The 17,768-nt window shown below is 61.1% G+C and carries 17 protein-coding genes and 1 tRNA gene; 7 read left to right on the forward strand and 11 right to left on the reverse strand.

Translation table 11 applies throughout. From position 1 onward, the window contains the following. Positions 1-823: 823 nt before the first annotated feature. Together NG696_RS14615 and NG696_RS14620 are read right to left on the reverse strand one after the other, a co-directional pair. Positions 824-2,011: a 4-hydroxybenzoate 3-monooxygenase gene (locus NG696_RS14615; RefSeq protein ID WP_252568775.1), complete on the reverse strand. Its 1,188-nt coding sequence runs from the start codon at positions 2,009-2,011 to the stop codon at positions 824-826. A gap of 114 nt (positions 2,012-2,125) precedes the next feature. Further along, positions 2,126-2,866 (reverse strand): IclR family transcriptional regulator, encoded by a 741-nt coding sequence (locus NG696_RS14620; RefSeq protein WP_252568776.1) that lies wholly within the window; start codon positions 2,864-2,866, stop codon positions 2,126-2,128. Between the two features lie 535 nt (positions 2,867-3,401). On the opposite strand from NG696_RS14620, the gene NG696_RS14625 reads away from it, so the two are divergent. Continuing rightward, positions 3,402-3,692, forward strand: a complete 291-nt coding sequence (locus tag NG696_RS14625) for a S24/S26 family peptidase (protein ID WP_252568777.1) — start codon at positions 3,402-3,404, stop codon at positions 3,690-3,692. A gap of 28 nt (positions 3,693-3,720) precedes the next feature. On the opposite strand, the gene NG696_RS14630 is transcribed toward NG696_RS14625, so the two are convergent. The 3 genes from NG696_RS14630 to NG696_RS14640 form a co-directional block, all read right to left on the reverse strand. Continuing rightward, positions 3,721-4,599, reverse strand: a complete 879-nt coding sequence (locus NG696_RS14630; RefSeq protein WP_252568778.1) for an amidohydrolase family protein — start codon at positions 4,597-4,599, stop codon at positions 3,721-3,723. Between the two features lie 121 nt (positions 4,600-4,720). Further along, entirely contained in the window at positions 4,721-5,530 is an 810-nt protein-coding gene (locus tag NG696_RS14635; RefSeq protein ID WP_252568779.1) for an IclR family transcriptional regulator, read from the reverse strand. Beyond that, the gene (locus NG696_RS14640; protein WP_252575995.1) at positions 5,523-6,323 is read right to left on the reverse strand and encodes an IclR family transcriptional regulator; all 801 of its coding nucleotides are present in this window, start codon (positions 6,321-6,323) and stop codon (positions 5,523-5,525) included. The genes NG696_RS14635 and NG696_RS14640 overlap by 8 nt, the downstream gene beginning before the upstream one ends. 146 nt (positions 6,324-6,469) lie before the next feature. Between NG696_RS14640 and NG696_RS14645 the strand changes: the two genes are divergently transcribed. From NG696_RS14645 to NG696_RS14655, 3 genes are all read left to right on the forward strand, one after another. Next, complete coding sequence (locus NG696_RS14645; RefSeq protein WP_252568781.1) at positions 6,470-7,090, forward strand: branched-chain amino acid ABC transporter permease; 621 nt, start codon at positions 6,470-6,472, stop codon at positions 7,088-7,090. 2 nt (positions 7,091-7,092) lie between these two features. Continuing rightward, positions 7,093-8,139: a branched-chain amino acid ABC transporter permease gene (locus tag NG696_RS14650; RefSeq protein ID WP_252575997.1), complete on the forward strand. Its 1,047-nt coding sequence runs from the start codon at positions 7,093-7,095 to the stop codon at positions 8,137-8,139. Positions 8,140-8,321: 182 nt separating this feature from the next. Continuing rightward, positions 8,322-8,900, forward strand: a complete 579-nt coding sequence (locus NG696_RS14655) for an adenylate kinase (protein ID WP_252575998.1) — start codon at positions 8,322-8,324, stop codon at positions 8,898-8,900. A gap of 637 nt (positions 8,901-9,537) precedes the next feature. Here the strand turns inward: NG696_RS14655 and NG696_RS14660 are convergent. The 4 genes from NG696_RS14660 to NG696_RS14675 form a co-directional block, all read right to left on the reverse strand. Further along, positions 9,538-9,843 carry a helix-turn-helix domain-containing protein gene (locus tag NG696_RS14660; protein WP_252568784.1) on the reverse strand — a complete coding sequence of 102 codons (306 nt, stop codon included), beginning with the start codon at positions 9,841-9,843 and terminating at the stop codon, positions 9,538-9,540. Next, on the reverse strand, positions 9,843-10,196 hold the full coding sequence (locus NG696_RS14665) for a type II toxin-antitoxin system RelE/ParE family toxin (protein WP_252568785.1): 354 nt from the start codon (positions 10,194-10,196) through the stop codon (positions 9,843-9,845). Before NG696_RS14665 ends, NG696_RS14660 begins: the two co-directional genes overlap by 1 nt. Positions 10,197-10,344: 148 nt before the next feature. Continuing rightward, a complete protein-coding gene (locus tag NG696_RS14670; protein WP_252568786.1) occupies positions 10,345-10,551 on the reverse strand; it encodes a hypothetical protein in 207 nt (68 codons plus the stop codon). Positions 10,552-10,692: 141 nt separating this feature from the next. Then, a complete protein-coding gene (locus NG696_RS14675; protein WP_252576000.1) occupies positions 10,693-13,113 on the reverse strand; it encodes a DEAD/DEAH box helicase in 2,421 nt (806 codons plus the stop codon). Positions 13,114-13,447: 334 nt separating this feature from the next. On the opposite strand from NG696_RS14675, the gene NG696_RS14680 reads away from it, so the two are divergent. Together NG696_RS14680 and NG696_RS14685 are read left to right on the forward strand one after the other, a co-directional pair. Beyond that, positions 13,448-13,945, forward strand: a complete 498-nt coding sequence (locus tag NG696_RS14680) for a hypothetical protein (RefSeq protein ID WP_252568788.1) — start codon at positions 13,448-13,450, stop codon at positions 13,943-13,945. Then, a complete protein-coding gene (locus NG696_RS14685; protein ID WP_252576001.1) occupies positions 13,924-14,634 on the forward strand; it encodes a nucleotidyl transferase AbiEii/AbiGii toxin family protein in 711 nt (236 codons plus the stop codon). Before NG696_RS14680 ends, NG696_RS14685 begins: the two co-directional genes overlap by 22 nt. Positions 14,635-15,252: 618 nt before the next feature. Here NG696_RS14685 and NG696_RS14690 read toward each other — a convergent pair. Next, positions 15,253-15,334 (reverse strand) — tRNA-Leu (locus NG696_RS14690). A 204-nt stretch (positions 15,335-15,538) separates the two neighbouring features. Between NG696_RS14690 and NG696_RS14695 the strand changes: the two genes are divergently transcribed. After that, on the forward strand, positions 15,539-16,144 hold the full coding sequence (locus tag NG696_RS14695) for an ANTAR domain-containing response regulator (protein WP_056345656.1): 606 nt from the start codon (positions 15,539-15,541) through the stop codon (positions 16,142-16,144). 118 nt (positions 16,145-16,262) lie between these two features. On the opposite strand, the gene pyk is transcribed toward NG696_RS14695, so the two are convergent. Then, the gene (gene pyk / locus NG696_RS14700) at positions 16,263-17,744 is read right to left on the reverse strand and encodes a pyruvate kinase (protein ID WP_252568959.1); all 1,482 of its coding nucleotides are present in this window, start codon (positions 17,742-17,744) and stop codon (positions 16,263-16,265) included. Between the last annotated feature and the right edge of the window lie 24 nt (positions 17,745-17,768).

Here is a 17,768-nt window from a genome sequence, read left to right on the forward strand (position 1 = left end):
CGACTAGCCAAGCCGGTCTACGTTTGCGTCATTCCGGAACAGAATTAATTGCGGCCCATCGCCTAAGCTTCAGGCCGGCCGTGTGCCGACGGAAAAGCCGGGCGGGTCGTGAACTGCGCGGAATGGAACTTACCCGTTTGGGGTCAGTGACTATCTAGCCGTTGGCTGCACAAACTTTGCCCTCACGAGCGCTCCCCATTGGAAAATGACTGCAGCCTTGAACCAACAGGGCTACATATGGTCCATTATCGGCGTTCAAAGTACGGGAGTAGCAGTGGATGCGAGAACTCCCGTTTCGCGAAGAACCTGACGTTTCCGCAGGTCAGAAGCGCTAACTAAATTATTTGCGATTTCGGCGCGTCACGTGGATCTGGCCCGCAGCGACTGAAATTAGAGCCTTCCTGCATTACTGCATGTTTCCACGCATTGGGGGTTGCATGAATGGTGGTGTTCCGGGATTCCTTCCACGATGCTCAGGGATCCGGGCGTCGGCCTGTTCTGGGCCGTCGAACGGACGTTCGCGGCCATCTGGATGGCTGGCGCGTGCAAATGCTTGCCCCGCCGGACTCACACTGCGGCGAGAGCGGCGTGTAGCCGCGGTTTGCTCTTGCGGGATTTATCTTGCGGCCATGGGCTCGGCCGATAAACACGCAGATTTTCAATGGCCTCTGTGATGCGTCGGGCCCGCGAGCTCGCCGAGCTCGCGGGCGTCACCTTCCCCTATGGCTTACCCAGCCGGATCCTCACCTGAGGACATCCAAGCCCATCTTGAAAGCACGCTCGGGAGTCATCGCTCTCCTGTTCCTCCACATCAGGCGCACGTCTATCCGACTGCAGGCCAGCCTGTGTATGACTCCGCCAGGTAGGCCTTGCCGTGCCGTGAGGAGACCACGGAGTGCAGCTCGCCGAGTTGGCGGGCGCGATCGAAGTCGTCGGCGCCGGGGACGGTGTGCAGCATGGACGTCATCCAGTAGGAAAAGTGCTGGGCCTTCCATACCCGGTCCAGAGCGCGGTCGCTGTAGGAGTCGAGCAGCGCGGTGGAACCGTTGGAGTAGAAGGAGTCGAGGCCTTCGAAGAGAATCTTGACGTCGTGAATGGCGAGGTTGAGGCCCTTGGCGCCGGTGGGCGGGACGGTGTGGGCGGCGTCGCCGGCCAGGAAGAGGTTGCCGTGGCGCATGGGCGTGTGGACGAAGCTGCGGAAGGGCAGGACCATCTTTTCCAGGACCGGGCCTTCCTTGAGCTCGAAGCCGTTGCCGTTGACGCGCTTGCGGAATTCGGACCAGATCCGCTCGTCATCCCAGTCAGCCACGTTTTCCTTGGGGTCGCACTGGAAGTACATCCGCTGGACGGTCTCGGTGCGCTGGCTGATCAGGGCGAAGCCGTGCTCGGAGTTGGCGTAAATCAACTCATCCGCGCTGCGCGGGGCCTCGGTGAGGATACCGAACCAGGCGAACGGGTACTCGTGGAAATACTGGGTCCGCGCGGCCTCCGGCACCTGGCGGCGGCAGTGGCTGCGGGAACCGTCGGCGCCCACGAGGAAGTCGGCCTGGATCTCGAACTCCATGCCGTCAGCGTCGGTGAACCAGACCTTCGGCTTGCCTTCGAGGTCGTGAACGGTGGTGTCCGTGACGCTGTAGCGGACGTCGCCACCGTCGGCCTCCCGCCGTGCGGCGAGGTCTGCGAACACGTCGGTCTGGGGGTAGAGCCAGACGGACTCGCCCACGAGGTCCTTGAAGTCGATGCGGTGGCTTTCGCCGTTGAAACGCAGCTCGATGCCGTCGTGGCGGTCGCCTTCGCGCAGCACACGGTCCGAAACGCCGGAGTCCACCAGCATGTTCACGGTCCCGTGCTCCAGGATGCCTGCCCGGACGGTTTCCTGGATTTCCTTGCGGGTGCGGATTTCCACCACGACCGATTCGATGCCCTGCTTGGCCAGCAGGTGGGAGAGCATGAGGCCGGCAGGGCCTGCGCCCATGATGGCCACCTGGGTGGTGATGGTTGTGCGTGCCATGGTATTCCTCGCTTCGTTACGGATCCCGGCGTTTCGGACCGGGATGAGTCTGGAATCAGTGTGGCGTGCGCTGCATGATTGGCGTTACCTATCTTCTGTTGAACGGAAGTAAGATTAATCGCCGAGTTGGCGGCCTATCCCCCGCGCCGCTGTCTGCAGCGCCGGAACCAGGGCCTGGAAACGCATTTCCGCCAGCGGAACTACGACGCCGAGCGCCGCCACCGTCCGCCGCTTGCCGTCCAAGACCGGAACGGCAATGCCCCAGGTATCCGGGTCGACGACGCCAGCGAGCTGCGCGTAGCCCTGCTGGGCGGCTTCGGCCAGCAAATGGCGGACGCCGTCGGTAGTCAACCTACCGGCCGGGTCCGCGAATTGCTCGAGGTACTCCGCCTGCACCTCACGGCTCTGGTGCGACATTAACGCCAGTCCGGCAGAGGAAATATGTACGGGCATTCGCCCTGCAATCCGTGCCCGGTTAGCGACGGATCCACGCCGCGAAAGCCGCTCCACAAAGAGCGCTTCCCAGCCATCCAGCACGGCCAGATTCACGTTCTGATTCAGGACCTGCTGGATATCCTCCATGAAGGGCATCGCCGCCTGGCGCAGTGCCAACGTGGGCGAATTCCTGTTGACAAGTTCCCATAGCCGCAGCCCGAGCCGCACATTCCCACCGACGCCAAGTTCCAACAGGCCGTGCTCGGAAAGTTGCCGGACCAGCCGGTGGGCCGAAGACAACGGAAGGCCTGACCTTGCAGCGAGGTCGGACAACGGTAGCGACGTCACGCCCTCAGGAAAGGCCGCAATCACCCGAACCACGCGGTCCACCACGGAATCACCTGATGCAGAATTTGCCACGGCTGAATCCTTCGCGTCGTCGGTTGAAGTTCCATTCAATGGTACGGCTTTGGATGGACCCGTGGCGCCGCTAAGGCGGCTACGCCGACCTGGAATTGACCCCGGAGGACACAACGCGGGTGACGGCGCCGCTGCGACGCCCACGGCGGCACCCATCACTGATTGCACGATTCTGGACCCCCGCGGATATGGAGGCACTTGGGACCCGGGAATCTGACTGATCCTGACGGCCTATCGGTGGCTCTAAGGCTTTTCCGAAGGTCTGACTCCTTTTCACGAGGCTTACTCCCGCCTCATGAATACCCGCCCCTGCCAGTTCAAAAACCCGGGAAACGCGGGAACGAAGCGCCTATGGGTTTATTGCGTCAAGCTGGCGAGGGCTCGTGCGCTGCGTAACCTCTTACCTTGCACCTTCGAGCGACTGGGCGCTTACTTGTGGGAGAGGCCATGCCACTGGACCTCCCGGGGACCAGCCAGCGCGGGCCCCTTTCGCAGGGTAGTGGCAAGAAGGGCTCTCTCACGCCACTATCGGAGGATGATTATGTTTGCTCGAGTCAGCACCTACCGGCCCGGTCCGGGCAGCTCCGGCGCACCTTCAGACGAGACGGTTAAGCGGGTGCTTGGACTTCCGGGATGCTTGGGAATCTATTACTTGCTTGGAAAGGACAACAAGTCACTTTCGATCACTCTGTGGGGTGATGAAGAAGCCCTGGCGGGGAGTAAGCAGCAGGCGGACAAAATCCGTGCGGAGACGAGCGCCGAGCAACATATGCAGATCCTTGGTGTGGAGGAATTCGAAGTGCTCACACAACAACTCGCTGATTAGGCTGGGTTGGGCCGATAGTCTTTTTTGGCTAGAGTCCGAGCAGGCGAACTGCGTTGGCTTTGAGTATTTTGTGCCTGACTTCGTCGTGCAGATCGAGCAGCGCAAAGTCTTTCATCCACCGGTCTGGTGTGATCAGAGGAAAATCTGAGCCGAACAGCACCTTGTCCTGCAGGAGTGAATTTGCCTGCCGTACCAGACTTGCCGGAAAGTACTTCGGCGACCAGCCCGAGAGATCTATCCAAACATTCTGTTTGTGAGTCGCTACAGCCAGAGCTTCTTCCTGCCAGGGGACGGAGGGGTGGGCCATGATGATTTGGAGGTCGGGGAAGTCGGCGGCCACGGAATCGAGCAGGATGGGGTTTGATAGCCCTAGTTTGATGCCGAACCCACCGGGGAGTCCGGATCCGATGCCTGTTTGGCCTGTGTGAAAAATGACCGGCAATTTGAGCGTTTGAAGGGCTTCGTATAGGGGGTAGAACTCGGTATTGCTAGGGTCAAAGTTCTGGACGCTTGGGTGGAACTTGAATCCACGCACGCCGTAGTCCTCCGCTAGCCGGACGGCGCGGTTGATGGCCTCGGGTCCGTGGTTCGGATCCACGGACCCGAATGGGATCAGGACGTCATTGTTTTCGGCTGCGCCGCGGGCTATTTCCTCGCTGCTGTTTGGTGGATGGCCGAGATGACTGGAAGCATCCACGGTGAAGACGACGGCCGCCATTTTGCGTTCCCGGTACATGTCGGCAATTTCGTTCAGAGCGGGCCGGGGACCACTGGTCTTGAAGTATTTGCTGGCTGCTTTCACCAGTGTTGACGGCAGTGCGTTATGGCCGTGGTCATCCACTTCGATGTGGACGTGCATGTCGATGGCCACGAGCGATTCGACGTCGAGCCGGTATTCATAAGGCATGGGTTTTCCTCCTTCAGTGCGGGGCAGTGACAGAGCGCCTGCTGCAGCTCTGTCCGGGAGCGGTTCGGAACGGTCAGGGGCTGTTCTTGCGCGTTCACAGGCCGGCGTCGGGCCGGTGCCGTCAGCGCTGCCCTCCCGGGACCGGGGCGCTTATGCTCGGATACGCGGTTCCGGCTGCGTCTTCAAGGCGTCGGGCCAATCCGTCCGCGGCGCGAAGCAGGGACGGTGCGTACTGGTCCAAGTCCGTCCTGAGGCCGTAGCTGACAATGCCGATGGCCGCTTGGACGGCGCCATCCACCATGACGGGGGCGGCAATGGAAGTGGATCCGAGCAGATATTCCTGGTGGCTCTGGGCATAGCCGCTCTGTCGGATTTGCGCCAGCTGTCGCGACAGAGACCTTCGGTCGGTGATGGTTTCCGGGGTGTACTGGGTTAAGGGCATGGCGAGGATTACGTCGGCGAAGGCCTCCGGGCTGAAGGCGAGCAAGACTTTGCCGACGCCTGTGGCGTGGAGCGGTATGCGGGCACCGATGCGGCTCTGAAGGGGAACGGATACCTCGGAGGTGAGTTTTTCGATGTAGATGGCATTCGTTCCGTCGCATACGGCCAGCTGCACGGTTTCGCGGCAGTCGTATTGGAGGTTGAGGAGGAAGGGCATGGCTGTCTCACGCAGCCGTCCGTGGATGGGTGTCAGCAGGCCCATCTCCCACAGCCGCACCCCGAGGCCGTAGCGGCCCGCATTGTCCCGGTCGAGGAAACGTCCGTCTTCGAGTTCGCCGGCAAGTCGGTACACGGTTGCCACAGGAAGCCCGGCTCTACGGGCGAGCTGGCTGAGCGTAAGCAGTGGATTTTCGACGTCGAAAGCGGCAAGTACGGCCAGCGCCCTCGCGGTGACGGACTTCGCCGAGCTTTTGTATGGCTCATTACTCATCGCCACTCTCCCTTCTGGTGGCTGCTAAAGGGTCCGCGTCAGTCCGATGCGCGGGTGCGAGGATGGCAGCAAGGCTGCGGGCGGCTCCCCTCATCTCGGGGATCATCGTCTCGATGGAAACCCCTGGCCGCCCAGCGACTGAGGCCGTCGGCGGTGTACTCAGGGACAAAGCCATAGGCGGCCGGCCTTCAGCCCAGATCGGGACGGCATATTCGACGTGCCCTGCGGCGTCAGATCGTCGCGCCCAACCACGTTCTGTGGCAGCGGTGATGCTCTCCTCCAACCGGGCGAACGTGGCGCGAGTCAGCGGCAAGGCGCTCCTGGCTGCGGGGGTCATCCCTCCCATGAGGACATATCCGGCGGCCGAGTCGACGAGTGGCAGGGTCATTCCAGGCCCGCTGCCCGGCGCGCTGGCACCATTGGCCAAAACCTCTTCCACGCAGAGCGCCTGCTCTCCGTTGCAAACGAACACGCGGACCATCATCCCCGATTTTGTCGCAAGACGAAGCAAAAGAGGGCGGGTTCCCATTCCGATGACGTCGTGTGTGGGTGCGAGGATTCCTAGTTCCCAGATTTTGGGGCCGATGGCGTAGCGCCCTGCAGGATCCCGTTGGACTGCCGCGATGGCTTCGAGATGATTAAGGAGCCGGAAGGTCGTTGCCACCGGCAGCCCGCTCCGTCGGGAAATCTGCGACAGGGTCATCTGACGATGCGCCATATCGAAGGACATGAGTACCGCGAAAGCCCGTTCCGTGACTGATTTTCCAGGCGAAGCGGCATCAGTACCTGCCATGGTCCTCCTCCATCCCTGTCGTTCGGCTATAGATCAAACTCTAACCCCTGTTTCATTTGGTGAAAAGCAAAGGTTGAATAACCCTTGGTCAGTAAGGATTTCGACTCTCATTTCAGATTTCTTTTCGCTCAGTGAAAAGAAGATTGGTGATTGGGGTCACACCTGATCACTCGCTGTCCACGCTCCTAGTCACCTTTGGCCTCTCGATCATCATCCAGAACGGCCTGCTGGAGGCGTTTTCCGCCGACACGCGCTCCATTGACATGGGTGCGTTGAACACCGGATCGTTCAGGCTGAACGACTCGATATCGGTGTCATACATCGGCCTGTTGGCCCTGCTGCTCGCAGTGGGCGTCATAGTCAGCATCCAACTGTTCCTGAAGAGGAGCAGAACCGGGCGCATGATGCGGGCTGTCTCAGATGATGCCGAAGCAGCGTCGCTCGTCGGCGCCAACTCCCGACACCTCTACGCCGTCGCAACGGCTCTGGCCTTCGGCACCGTAGCCCTGGCCGGCATCATGTCCGGTGCACGGTCCTCGTTCGAACCCTCCATTGGGCCCGCCCAACTGATCCTCGCCTTCGAAGCCGTAGTTATCGGAGGTCTCGGGTCGCTGTGGGGAACCCTTCTCGGCGGCACCGTGCTGGGACTGGCACAAGCGTTTGCCGCCCACATCGATCCCTCCAGCACGCTGCTGGCCGGCCACCTGGTGTTCCTGGCCGTCCTGGCTTTCAGGCCCCAGGGCCTGATTCCACAGAGAGCCGTATAACCATGAAACCCCTCTCCCCCTCATTCCCGGCCATCGTCGTCCGGTCCGGACGTGACCACAAAACTTGGGCGGTTCTCCTCGCAGCCGCCGTCGTTACCCTGGTTGCCATGCCATACGTGGCCCACACAGGCACGACCAGTTCGTTCGTGATGTTCTTCGTGTTGCTGATCATGGCCAGCATGTGGAATCTCCTCGCCGGCTTCGGAGGCATGGTCTCGATCGGCCAGCAGGCCTACGTTGGCATCGGCGCCTACTCGGTGCTGGCATTCGCGAATATGGGCGTCCAGCCCTTTCTGGCCCTGCCACTCGCTGCACTGACCTGCGCGGTGTTCGCAATTCCAACTTCTTGGCTCGCGTTCCGGCTACGCGGCGACTACTTCGCTGTCGGCACCTGGGTGATCGCCGAGGTTTACCGGCTGATCGTCATCCGTTTCGCTGACCTGGGAGGCGCCAGCGGCAAGTCCTTGCCGGGGCTCAGGGGACTCGATCCGGTATTTCGGGGCGCCCTGGTCTACTGGGTGGCACTGGCCCTTGCGGTGTTGACCATCCTGGGCTGCTACCTGCTGCTGCGCGGCCGTACCGGCCTGGCCCTGACAGCTGTCCGCGACGACGACGAAACAGCCGCCAAGGCCAACGGAGTGGATGTCACACGCTCCAAACGCCTCGTCTACTTGGTGTCCGCAGCAGGATGCGGCGCAGCCGGCGGACTGCTGATCATCGACGCTCTAAGCGTCCAACCCGAAGCGATCTTCAGCGTCCAATGGTCCGCTTACATGATCTTCATCGTCATTGTGGGCGGAATCGGCTATCTGGAAGGGCCGCTGATCGGGGCGATCGTTTTCTTCGTGCTGCAACAACTGCTCGCCGGCTACGGCTCCTGGTACCTGATCATTCTCGGCCTTATCGGCGCCGCGGCCGCCATCTGGTTGCCTCACGGCATCTGGGGGAAAATCACCGAGAAGACAGGCGTTCAGCTCTTCCCCGTCACCTACCGGCTCAAACTAAGTGAACCGACGGTTCGGCCACCAGCAGAGTCCGTGCGGAAATAAACGCAGCTGATACGGCCGAACGGCAGGAACCTAACCCAGCCGGGGGCATCCGGACGAAATCCGCCTTCGTGGCGACCATACTCTGCGGCATCTACTCCCGATGGCGCTCGTCCCCGACATCCCACAGCGGCCGTGAATCCGATACGCAGCCCCAGCAAACATCACTACGAAAGGCTATTGCGATGACCAGAATATTGATTATCGGACCACCGGGTTCCGGCAAGGGTACGCAGGCGGAACGCATTTCGGAGCGCCTGGGCGTCGTTGCGATCTCCACCGGCGACATCTTCCGCGCAAACGTCAAGGGTGAGACGCCACTCTGCGTCGAAACCAAGAAGTACATGGACGCGGGCGACTTCGTTCCGGACAGGGCGACCAACAAGATGGTCCGTGACCGCCTCAGCGAAAGCGATGTCGAGGACGGCTTCCTGCTCGACGGCTACCCGCGCACTACGGCCCAAGTCGACTACCTGGACGAAATCCTGGCCGACGGAAATCAGAGGCTCGATGTCGTCGTGCAGCTGACCGCCGACGACGAGGAACTCGTGGCGCGCCTCCTGGGCCGTGCCAAGGAAACCGGCCGCAGCGACGACAACGAAGCCGTCATCCGCCACCGCCTCGACCTCTACCACGAGCAGACGGAAGCCGTGGTGGCCACATACGCCGTGCGCGGCATCCTGACCCGAGTTGACGGCATCGGCATCGTTGATGAGGTCACCGAGCGTGTCATTCTGGCAGGCCAGAGTTTCTGTCTTCCTTGACTGGCAGGCGGCGATGGCTCTAGACCGAGCGGGGTCCGTGCCTCGACTACAGCAGGTCCGCCCCGGGCAGCGGCAGAAATCACCAGTGGCAACAGCCCTGAGCGAGTCATAAGGAGTCTTCCAGAACTCGCCACGCCACAATTTTCCGCGGGCTGAGTCATTCGGTCATGCAGTCACCTTGAAACTCCCCCATGAACAGTCGTGACATCAGAAATGGGTACATCCAAGGCAAAACCGCCCGCACGGAACCGACCGGTCATGCAGTTCCTGGCGCTTCCTGCCATGAACAAGTAACAAGCAACACCACTCGCAAGCAAGATAGCAGCACCCGGCCACAGCACCGGCCAAAAAAAAGGCCCCCCGACGGGGCCCACAAGTGAACAATTTGTGCACACTCAGAGGTCCACAAGCCTCTGAACAGGGAAAACACGTGCCCGAGGTGGGACTCGAACTGCCTTCGCGCCCCTGCAAACACTGGACTCCCGCGGAAACATGCGGAATCCGGCCCAGTCCGCAACCAGTACGGCCCGATCCGAAGCCCAGGGTGTGCACATTGTGCACACCCCTTTTTCCCATCTTTTAGACCGCGCTGTACGGGCAAGACGGCTGCCGTCGCGGATCGCTCCGAGTCGCTTCGTCAGGCGATCTGGATTCGTTCGTCGCCTAGCTCTACCTCGACACGAAGCCGGCCGCCGAGCGCCTCGACGTATTTCCGCAAAGTATCGACCTGGGCACGATCAATGTCACCGTGCTCGATGCGGGACACCCTGTTCTGGCTGACATGCAGGCGCCCAGCTAGCTCGACCTGCGTCAGGTCAGAGGCCTCGCGGAGCTCCCGAAGCCGGTAGGCCCGGACCTCATCGACCATGCGCTTCTTGTGGGCGTTCACAGCTGCCCGGTCAACCGGACGCTTGGCCAGTAGTTCCTCCATGGACTTCGCCACTATGCCCCTCCTTTCAGAATCCTCAGATGATCATCGAACAGGTCATCAGCAACCGGAATGTTCTTCTTGTACCACTTGCTCCAGTTGCCCGTCTTGTCCCCTGCGACAAGCAAGATCGCCCGCCGCTCCGGATCAAAGGCAAACAGGATTCGCAGTTCCGACCGCCCGCTCGATCCCGGCCGCAACTCCTTCATGTTCTTATGCCGTGAACGAACCACTGTGTCGACCAAGGGACGACCAAGTTGAGGTCCGCGCTCGGCGAGAAGCTCTAATGCACCAACAATCTGCTCATACGAGTCTTGGTCAAGACCCAACAGCCACGGCTCAACTAGGCCCACGTCAACATTCCACATCGAGTCCATCATACAACTCAGGTGTTCTACAACTCAAGTGCTATATTGCGGGCCGCCACTTGTTGGACGTGCAGGAGGGACGAGCCGTCACACCCATGAGGGTTGTGGCCAGGCAAGGCGATGATGTCGTCGTATTCGAGGAGAGTACTCAGGCATCCTCAAGGCGCTTCAGCAGATCGGCGTCGTGGCGCATAACGAAGTCCAGGCCCGCGCTGATTTCTTGCTTGTGCCGGTGACGCTGGACGTCCGAACCGGCAACTTGACCAAGACGCGCCGACTTGGAGGTGTGCGCCTTGGCAGTAGGCTCACCCGGACGGCGGTCACCGTCTTCTGAAACACGCAGGTTCATGTCCATGTTCGATGATACTAAGAAAGCGGTATCAGGTAGTTCATTGGCGTGAGACGTATCCGGCTGCCCGAAGGTGACCTCTCGAGAATACGGTTCCGAAGTGTTGTGGCAACGCAGACACCGCCGCCTACGGTCCTGGGGACGATGTCATCTGCTTTTGAGCTTGCGCGGATCAGGGAACCCGAGCGAGACATAGCCTGGAGCCCGCTTGTTCAGGGATGCGGCCAGTACGGGTGTTGATTCGTCGTAGTAGTCGTGAACTGTCGCCACAGTTTTCCCCGGGTACGGCCGGATTACCCGGCCGACGTACTGGACCAATCTGCCTTTGAAGGACACAGGCGCTGCAAGGAACAGGGTATCCAGTTTGGGGCAGTCAAAGCCTTCTCCAATGTATGAGCCGGTGCCCAAGACCAACAGAGGCTGCCCATCATCGGTGGTGGCAAGAAGGTCGACGGCGGCCTGTCGTTCCTTGGCTTTCATCGCTCCAGTGAAAGCCACTGGCTTCAGACCAGCCGCCTCGAACCGGGACCTCAGGGACTCAAGATGGGCTTTCCACGTAGTCAGTACTAGGATTCGGGAGTTCTGTTCGTAAGCTTCAATGACGTCGTCGTAAATTTGCTGTAGGCGTTCCTCATTGGCGATCAAGTCCTTGTAGATGGCAGAGATCCCGCCCGGTTCGCTGGGGTCTGCGGCGCCGTCGTACGCGTATGAGGTCCGGTGCAGTTCCAAAGTCAGCGTCGGTTCGGCAATCTCGTGTGCGTGCGTTGGCAGCTGCTGCGGAACAGCTGGGGAAATCGTGTGTGAGATTTGGCCGAGCTGGTGGTAGATCAGCGAGTCCAACTTGTCCCGCCGGTACGGTGTGGCCGTCAGTCCCAGCCAGTACCGGGCCTGGATCTGGTTCATGACGTGGGTGAACGCCGCCGCCGGGACGTGGTGACATTCGTCCACGATGACAAAACCATAGCCGGCGGTCAGCTCGGCAACATTTTCCCGCCGTGCCAGCGTGGGCAAAAGCGCGACATCGACCCGACCCGTCGTCTTGGCACGGCCACCTCCGATTTGGCCGCACTTCTCGTCCAAGAACTCACGGATACGGCTCCGCCATTGCTCCGCCAAGGCTTTGCGATCAACCAGAATGAGCGTTGAGACGCCACGAAGTGCCATCGCAGCACACGCCATAACGGTCTTTCCGGTACCGGGCGGGGCCACCAGGACTCCGTGCTCGGCGGCAGTGGCGGCGTCCACGGCATCTTGTTGTTCCGCGCGCAGGCGGGCCGAGCACTCGAAGCTGTGGGCAATGCCGTCCGACCGTTGATCATCGATGCGCAGCGAGCTGCCACTCGATTCGACCAGTTGCTTCAAGAAGGGCAACAACCCACGCGGCAGGATGAGGTCGCCGTCAAGCGTTTCGTCGTAGTTGCGCAGGTATCGGGGAATATTCCAGGTGGATCGCCTCTGGCGTTGGCGTTCATAGAACTCAGGGTTCGGCATGGAAGCGGCATGCTTGACGGCTGAGATCATGGCTGGTCCAAGGTCTGCTGCCTTGATAGTAAGGCGTGATGCGAATGCGACGCGGACGATCAGAGCGGGGCGTGGAACGATCTTGGACGATAGCGGCAGTTCGAGCCGGCGAACCTCTTGTCCCAACTTGACGGCAGGCAGCCTTCGGACATGGGCATGAACTTCCCGCTCCGAAAGCCGATCCAGGCTGGACAGGTACGCCCATTGGTCTTCATATGGTTCGAGGGTCGTAGTGTCGAGGAACAACGTAGTGCCGTGCTGGCGGCGCTTGCCGTTCAGCGGCGCAGCAATCAGGTTACCCATGCCTTTGCCCGAATGAACGTCCTGGGCAGGAAAAAGCCTGTCATAGCTGGCCAGACTCATGCTGCCACGCAATGCCATCGCCTCGTGGATGAGACCGGTGCCAAGCTGGCGTGCTGCGGACGCCGGTATGGCTGCGCTGAAGAAGATCCACACATGGGCGCCACGTCCTGATTGGGATACTTCCAACGCTGCAGGAATTCCCCGAAAGCGAGCAGCCTTAACGTACGCCAACGCATCCAGCATTGCGGCGCCTCCGTCAAAGTCCGCCGCCACCCACCAACAGGTGTCCTGTTCAGTCAAGGGATAGAGGCCAATGTGCTGCACTCCGCGCAAATGATCCGCAACAACGAACGGAGTGAGCGGCAGGAAATTGGCGCCCGCGATGTTCGCGCCCTTGCGCCAACCACCGGCGACCGCAGGAACCCAGCCGGAGCGACCGTCCCGCGAGTTTTCCCACCGGACTGCGTAGACGTCCCTACGCGCCCTGAACAAGTCCTGGAACAGACGGACTTTCGCTTCCGGAGACGATTCCATGGTCACCGGACCATGGTGCAACACCGCAGGAATTACAGCCTGGGCCAGGTGTGCTGCCTTTGATTCCACTTCCGTGAGTTCCAAGAGTTTCCGCAGCCTGGCATTATCGAGGCGCAATTCGTCGAGCTCACGTCTCAGAGCCCAATCTGCCGCGTCGGAAAGGCCCGGCAATGCAGTTTGACCACCAGCTTCAGGAGTGTCTTCAATCACGGTTCCATTGTGGTCGGCAGAGGCCACCACGCCGAAACCAGAAGAAAGTCATCCAACAGTTGGTAACGCCGAATGGATCGCCAACTGCGCACGTCCCCAACCCGCGGCAAGTCATGTAGCCGCGGCGCCAACCTGCCATCCGGCCGGATACGGCCGATGTACGACCCGATCCGAAGCCCAGGGGTGTCCACACTGTGCACAGCCGGCTTGGCGTCTCTTGGCAACTCCGAAAAAGCCGCCTCGTCCGGTGTTATGACACTGCCGTTTCGGGGTGTCATGACACCACGTAGACTTGGCTGTGAAGGTCAAACCCTCTGATAGTCAGGAGCGCGCCATGTCGGCAGGGACGCCACGGCACACCATCCGCGTCAGTGATGACCTGTGGAACGAAGCCCACCGCAAAGCAGCTTGGGAAGGTACGTCCGTGTCCGAACTCATCCGCACCCGGCTCCGCGACTATGTCTTGACCCCGGTGGAGCACCGCCACACCATCGCGGACTCCCTCGGGTACGTGGTCCCGGACGCTTTCGAAGACCTTCAAGGCCCCGCCACCGGGTCCGTGGAACTCCCGCTCCACCTGGACTGGGGACCAGAAAGAACCTACAACGTGGACGATGACGGCAGCTGCTCAGTTTTGTACCAACTCACCCTTCAAAATTCTGGCTCCATCGAGGAAATCTGCCGCATCATCCAAGCGGAACGGCTGACCGCCCTCTGGCCGACAATGATCCTGCCCGCACGGTGCAGGCAGCTCTGGGAAACATCCTTCCCCGAACTCCCCGCCTACCACGAAGCGAAAGAGCACCCCTCGTGGACCACTCTCAGCGCGTAGCAGCAAAGCTCGCCCTATCTGTCCTGGCAGCTGATGGCTTCATCCTCGCCGGCGGCCAGGCCCTGATTGAACACGGCATCACCCAGCGCCCCTCGGAGGACATCGACCTCTTCGCACTGCACCGCCGCCACACACCGGTAAGCTTCGCCGCATCGGTACAGAAGATGACAGACGCGCTCCAAGACTCCGGATACACGGTCGAGATCACCCGACAGTACGACGAGTTCGCCAGCGTCACCGTAGGACATGACGAGGAAGCCGTCGTCATCGATCTTGGCCTGGACTGGTGGGAGAACTCTCCCGCCATCATCGATATCGGACCGATACTCTCCCTGAAGGACTCGGTAGCATCCAAGCTGCTCGCCGTCTACGCCCGCGACTACCTCGACGCCTACTCCATCATCTCTAGCCGACGCTTCACGCGCCAGGAGCTCATCAGGCTCTGCCAACGTCGAGACCCGAACCTGGACCTGCCAATGTTCGCGGCATCCATCGCCAGGCACCGGGCCCTCCCAACAACAGAATTCACCAAATACGGCCTGCCGGCCCGTAAACTCCCCGCGCTCAGTTCCACGCTCCTAAGCTTCGCCGAGACGATTCACAAAGTCACCCAAAACCCCAGCGCAGCCCATAACGCCGCCGGCCTCTCCGGGCCGGGAAACGCAGGACCCGGCCCGGAACTGCTCTAGCCATGGCCGATTCCTGCTGCCAGCGCGCAGATGAACCCGGGTGATTCTTTAGACTGATCCATGCCTGACCTTTCAGGTTTGACGACGCACCCGGAGGGTGGCTGACCGGCGACTCCGTCTTCGGAGTCAAGGACTCCCTGATAAAACGCTTCGAACCCAGCCCGCCGGCACCCCCGCGCCGGACGGCCGCGATCTGGGCGACCAAGGGTGTGCACATTGTGCACATCCTGATAGGGCTCAGCAGCCACGCGTGGACACTGTCCACAACCACCTTGGACGGACATTCGGTCCCAAGCCCTCCCCTCGCGCCGACAGAAAGACGCGAACCGAAGAAGAAAAATCCTCAAGAAAATTGCCTCAAGTCATGTCCTCACCACAACGCCGGGACATGAGTAGGTGAAGGCCAACTGCGGCCACTAAGAAATTAGAAAGGAAACCCAATCACCCCAGATCCCCAGCAGGCAGAGGGCCCACTCGCCAAGGCCCTGAACCCGCCACCAACACAACTTCACAGGCCACCGCGGCGCCAGGCACAGCCCGCGGCCAGAGTCAGAGGGACCCGCGGAGGGCCATTGTGCACACGTTAAGGCAAAACCCCCTCTGACGAGGGAAAACACGTGCCCGAGGTGGGACTCGAACCCACACACCTTTCGATACCGCATTTTGAGTGCGGCGCGTCTGCCAATTCCGCCACTCGGGCGCGGAATACGTTGTGCAAACCGGTACGCCCACAGCTGATTGTGAGCAACGCGATCGCTTCACGTACGCGGAATTACTCTACATGCAGATAGGCTGAATTCCAGAATCGCGCCGCTGACGCCGCAATAGACCATGCAGATCAAAGTACGGCCGCGGGCGCACCTAAGATGGTGATGTTCCCGCCGTACCTTTCCAAGGAGATCCCGTGACTGAACAAACGGAGTCAAAACCCACGTCCCAGCCGGCGCGCCGCGTCATTGTGGCCGAGGATGAAACCCTCATCCGACTCGACATCATCGAGATCCTGCGCGGCGAAGGCTATGACGTGGTGGGCGAAGCAGACAACGGCGAGAAGGCCGTGCAGCTCGCCGAGGAACTCAAGCCGGACCTCGTCCTGATGGACGTCAAGATGCCGATTATGGATGGCATCACCGCAGCCGAGAAGATCGTCAAGGCCCGCATCGCCCCCGTAGTCCTTTTGACGGCTTTCAGCCAGAAGGAACTTGTGGAGCGCGCCCGCGACGCCGGCGCCATGGCCTACGTGGTCAAGCCCTTCACCCCGGCGGACCTCATCCCGGCACTGGAAATCGCGCTCTCCCGCCACGAGGAAATCAAGGCCCTCGAAAGCGAAGTGTCGGACCTCCAGGAGCAATTCGCCACCCGCAAGCTTGTCGAGCGCGCCAAGAGCCTGCTGACCACCAAGATGGGCCTGACGGAGCCAGAAGCTTTCCGCTGGATCCAGAAGACCTCCATGGACCGCCGCCTCAGCATGCGCGAGGTTGCCGAAACCATTATCAACCAGGTCAACTAAAAGATTCTGGATTAGAGCCTGTCGGGATTTCGACAAGCTCAATCACCGGACAACCTCAATCACCGGAGCAAAGAAAAGGACCCCTGCCAGCTGGCAGGGGTCCTTCCCTTTTAGGTCGCTAGACCGTCGGCCAGGGGCCGAGCTTTTCCCTGGGTGCGCCACCTTCGCCATCGAGGCGCGAGGTGTCGGCGTAGTCGCCCACCCTGTGTGCCTTCAGCGAGTTGGTGGAACCGGCCTTGCCGGGAGGGGAACCGGCGGCAATGATCACCATGTCGCCGTCTTCCACCAGTTTCATTTCAAGCAGGCTGCGGTCAACCTGCGCGGTCATCTCGTCGGTGTGGCCCACCATAGGGACCAGTACCGGCTGGATGCCCCACGTCAGCGCCAACTGGTTCCACACGTGCTCCAGCGGAGTGAAGGCGAACACCGGCTTGATCGGGCGCAGACGCGACAGGCGGCGCGCGGAGTCGCCGGACTGGGTGAATGTACAGATGTACTTTGCATCCAGCTGGTCGGCGATTTCGACGGCGGCGCGGGTGATGGCGCCACCACGGGTCTTGGGTTTGGTGCCCAGCGGCGGAACGCGTTCCAGGCCGTGGACCTCGGTGGATTCAATGATCCTTGCCATGACCTTGACGGTCTCGATCGGGTACTTGCCCACGCTGGTCTCGCCGGACAGCATAACTGCGTCTGCACCGTCGAGCACGGCGTTGGCGCAGTCGGATGCCTCTGCACGGGTGGGGCGGGGGTTGTCGATCATGGATTCGAGGACCTGTGTGGCCACGATGACCGGCTTCGCCCAGCGGCGTGCCAGTTCGATGGCGCGCTTCTGCACGATCGGCACTTCCTCCAGGGGAAGTTCCACACCGAGGTCGCCACGGGCCACCATGATGGCGTCGAAGGCGTCGATGATCTCGTGCAGCTGGTCCACTGCCTGCGGCTTTTCGATCTTGGCGATGACCGGCACGCGGCGGCCTTCTTCGTCCATGATCTCGTGCACGCGGACGATGTCCGACGCATCACGCACGAACGACAGGGCAACCAGGTCAACACCGCGGCGCATGGCCCAGCGGAGGTCGTCCTCGTCCTTTTCGCTCAGCGCCGGGACGTTGACCGCAACGCCGGGAAGGTTGATGCCCTTGTTGTTGGACACCATTCCGCCGACGGTTACCTCGGTAACGACCTTGACGTCGTCGACCTCGATCGCCCGCAGGGCCACCTTGCCGTCGTCGATCAGCAGGGCATCCCCCACGTTGACGTCCTCGGTGAGGCTCTTCAGCGTGGTGGAGCAGATGTCCTGGGTGCCCGGAACGTCCTCGGTGGTGATGGTGAAGATGTCACCCTCAGCCAGGGCGTGGGGGCCGTCCACAAAGCGCCCAAGACGGATCTTGGGGCCCTGCAGGTCGGCCATGATTGCCACAGGCTTGCTCAGCTGGGCTGCTGCCTTGCGGACATTCTCGTAGGTGTTGTCGTGCACGGAGTAGTCACCGTGACTCATATTCATCCGGGCAACATCCACGCCGGCTTCCAACACCGCGAGGGTGTTCTCAAAGCTGGCAATTGCCGGGCCAAAAGTGGCCACAATCTTAGCGCGTCTCATATACCTACCCTAGTAGTGTCCTGC

The organism is Pseudarthrobacter cellobiosi, assembly GCF_023913755.1.
Lineage (GTDB): Bacteria > Actinomycetota > Actinomycetes > Actinomycetales > Micrococcaceae > Arthrobacter > Arthrobacter cellobiosi.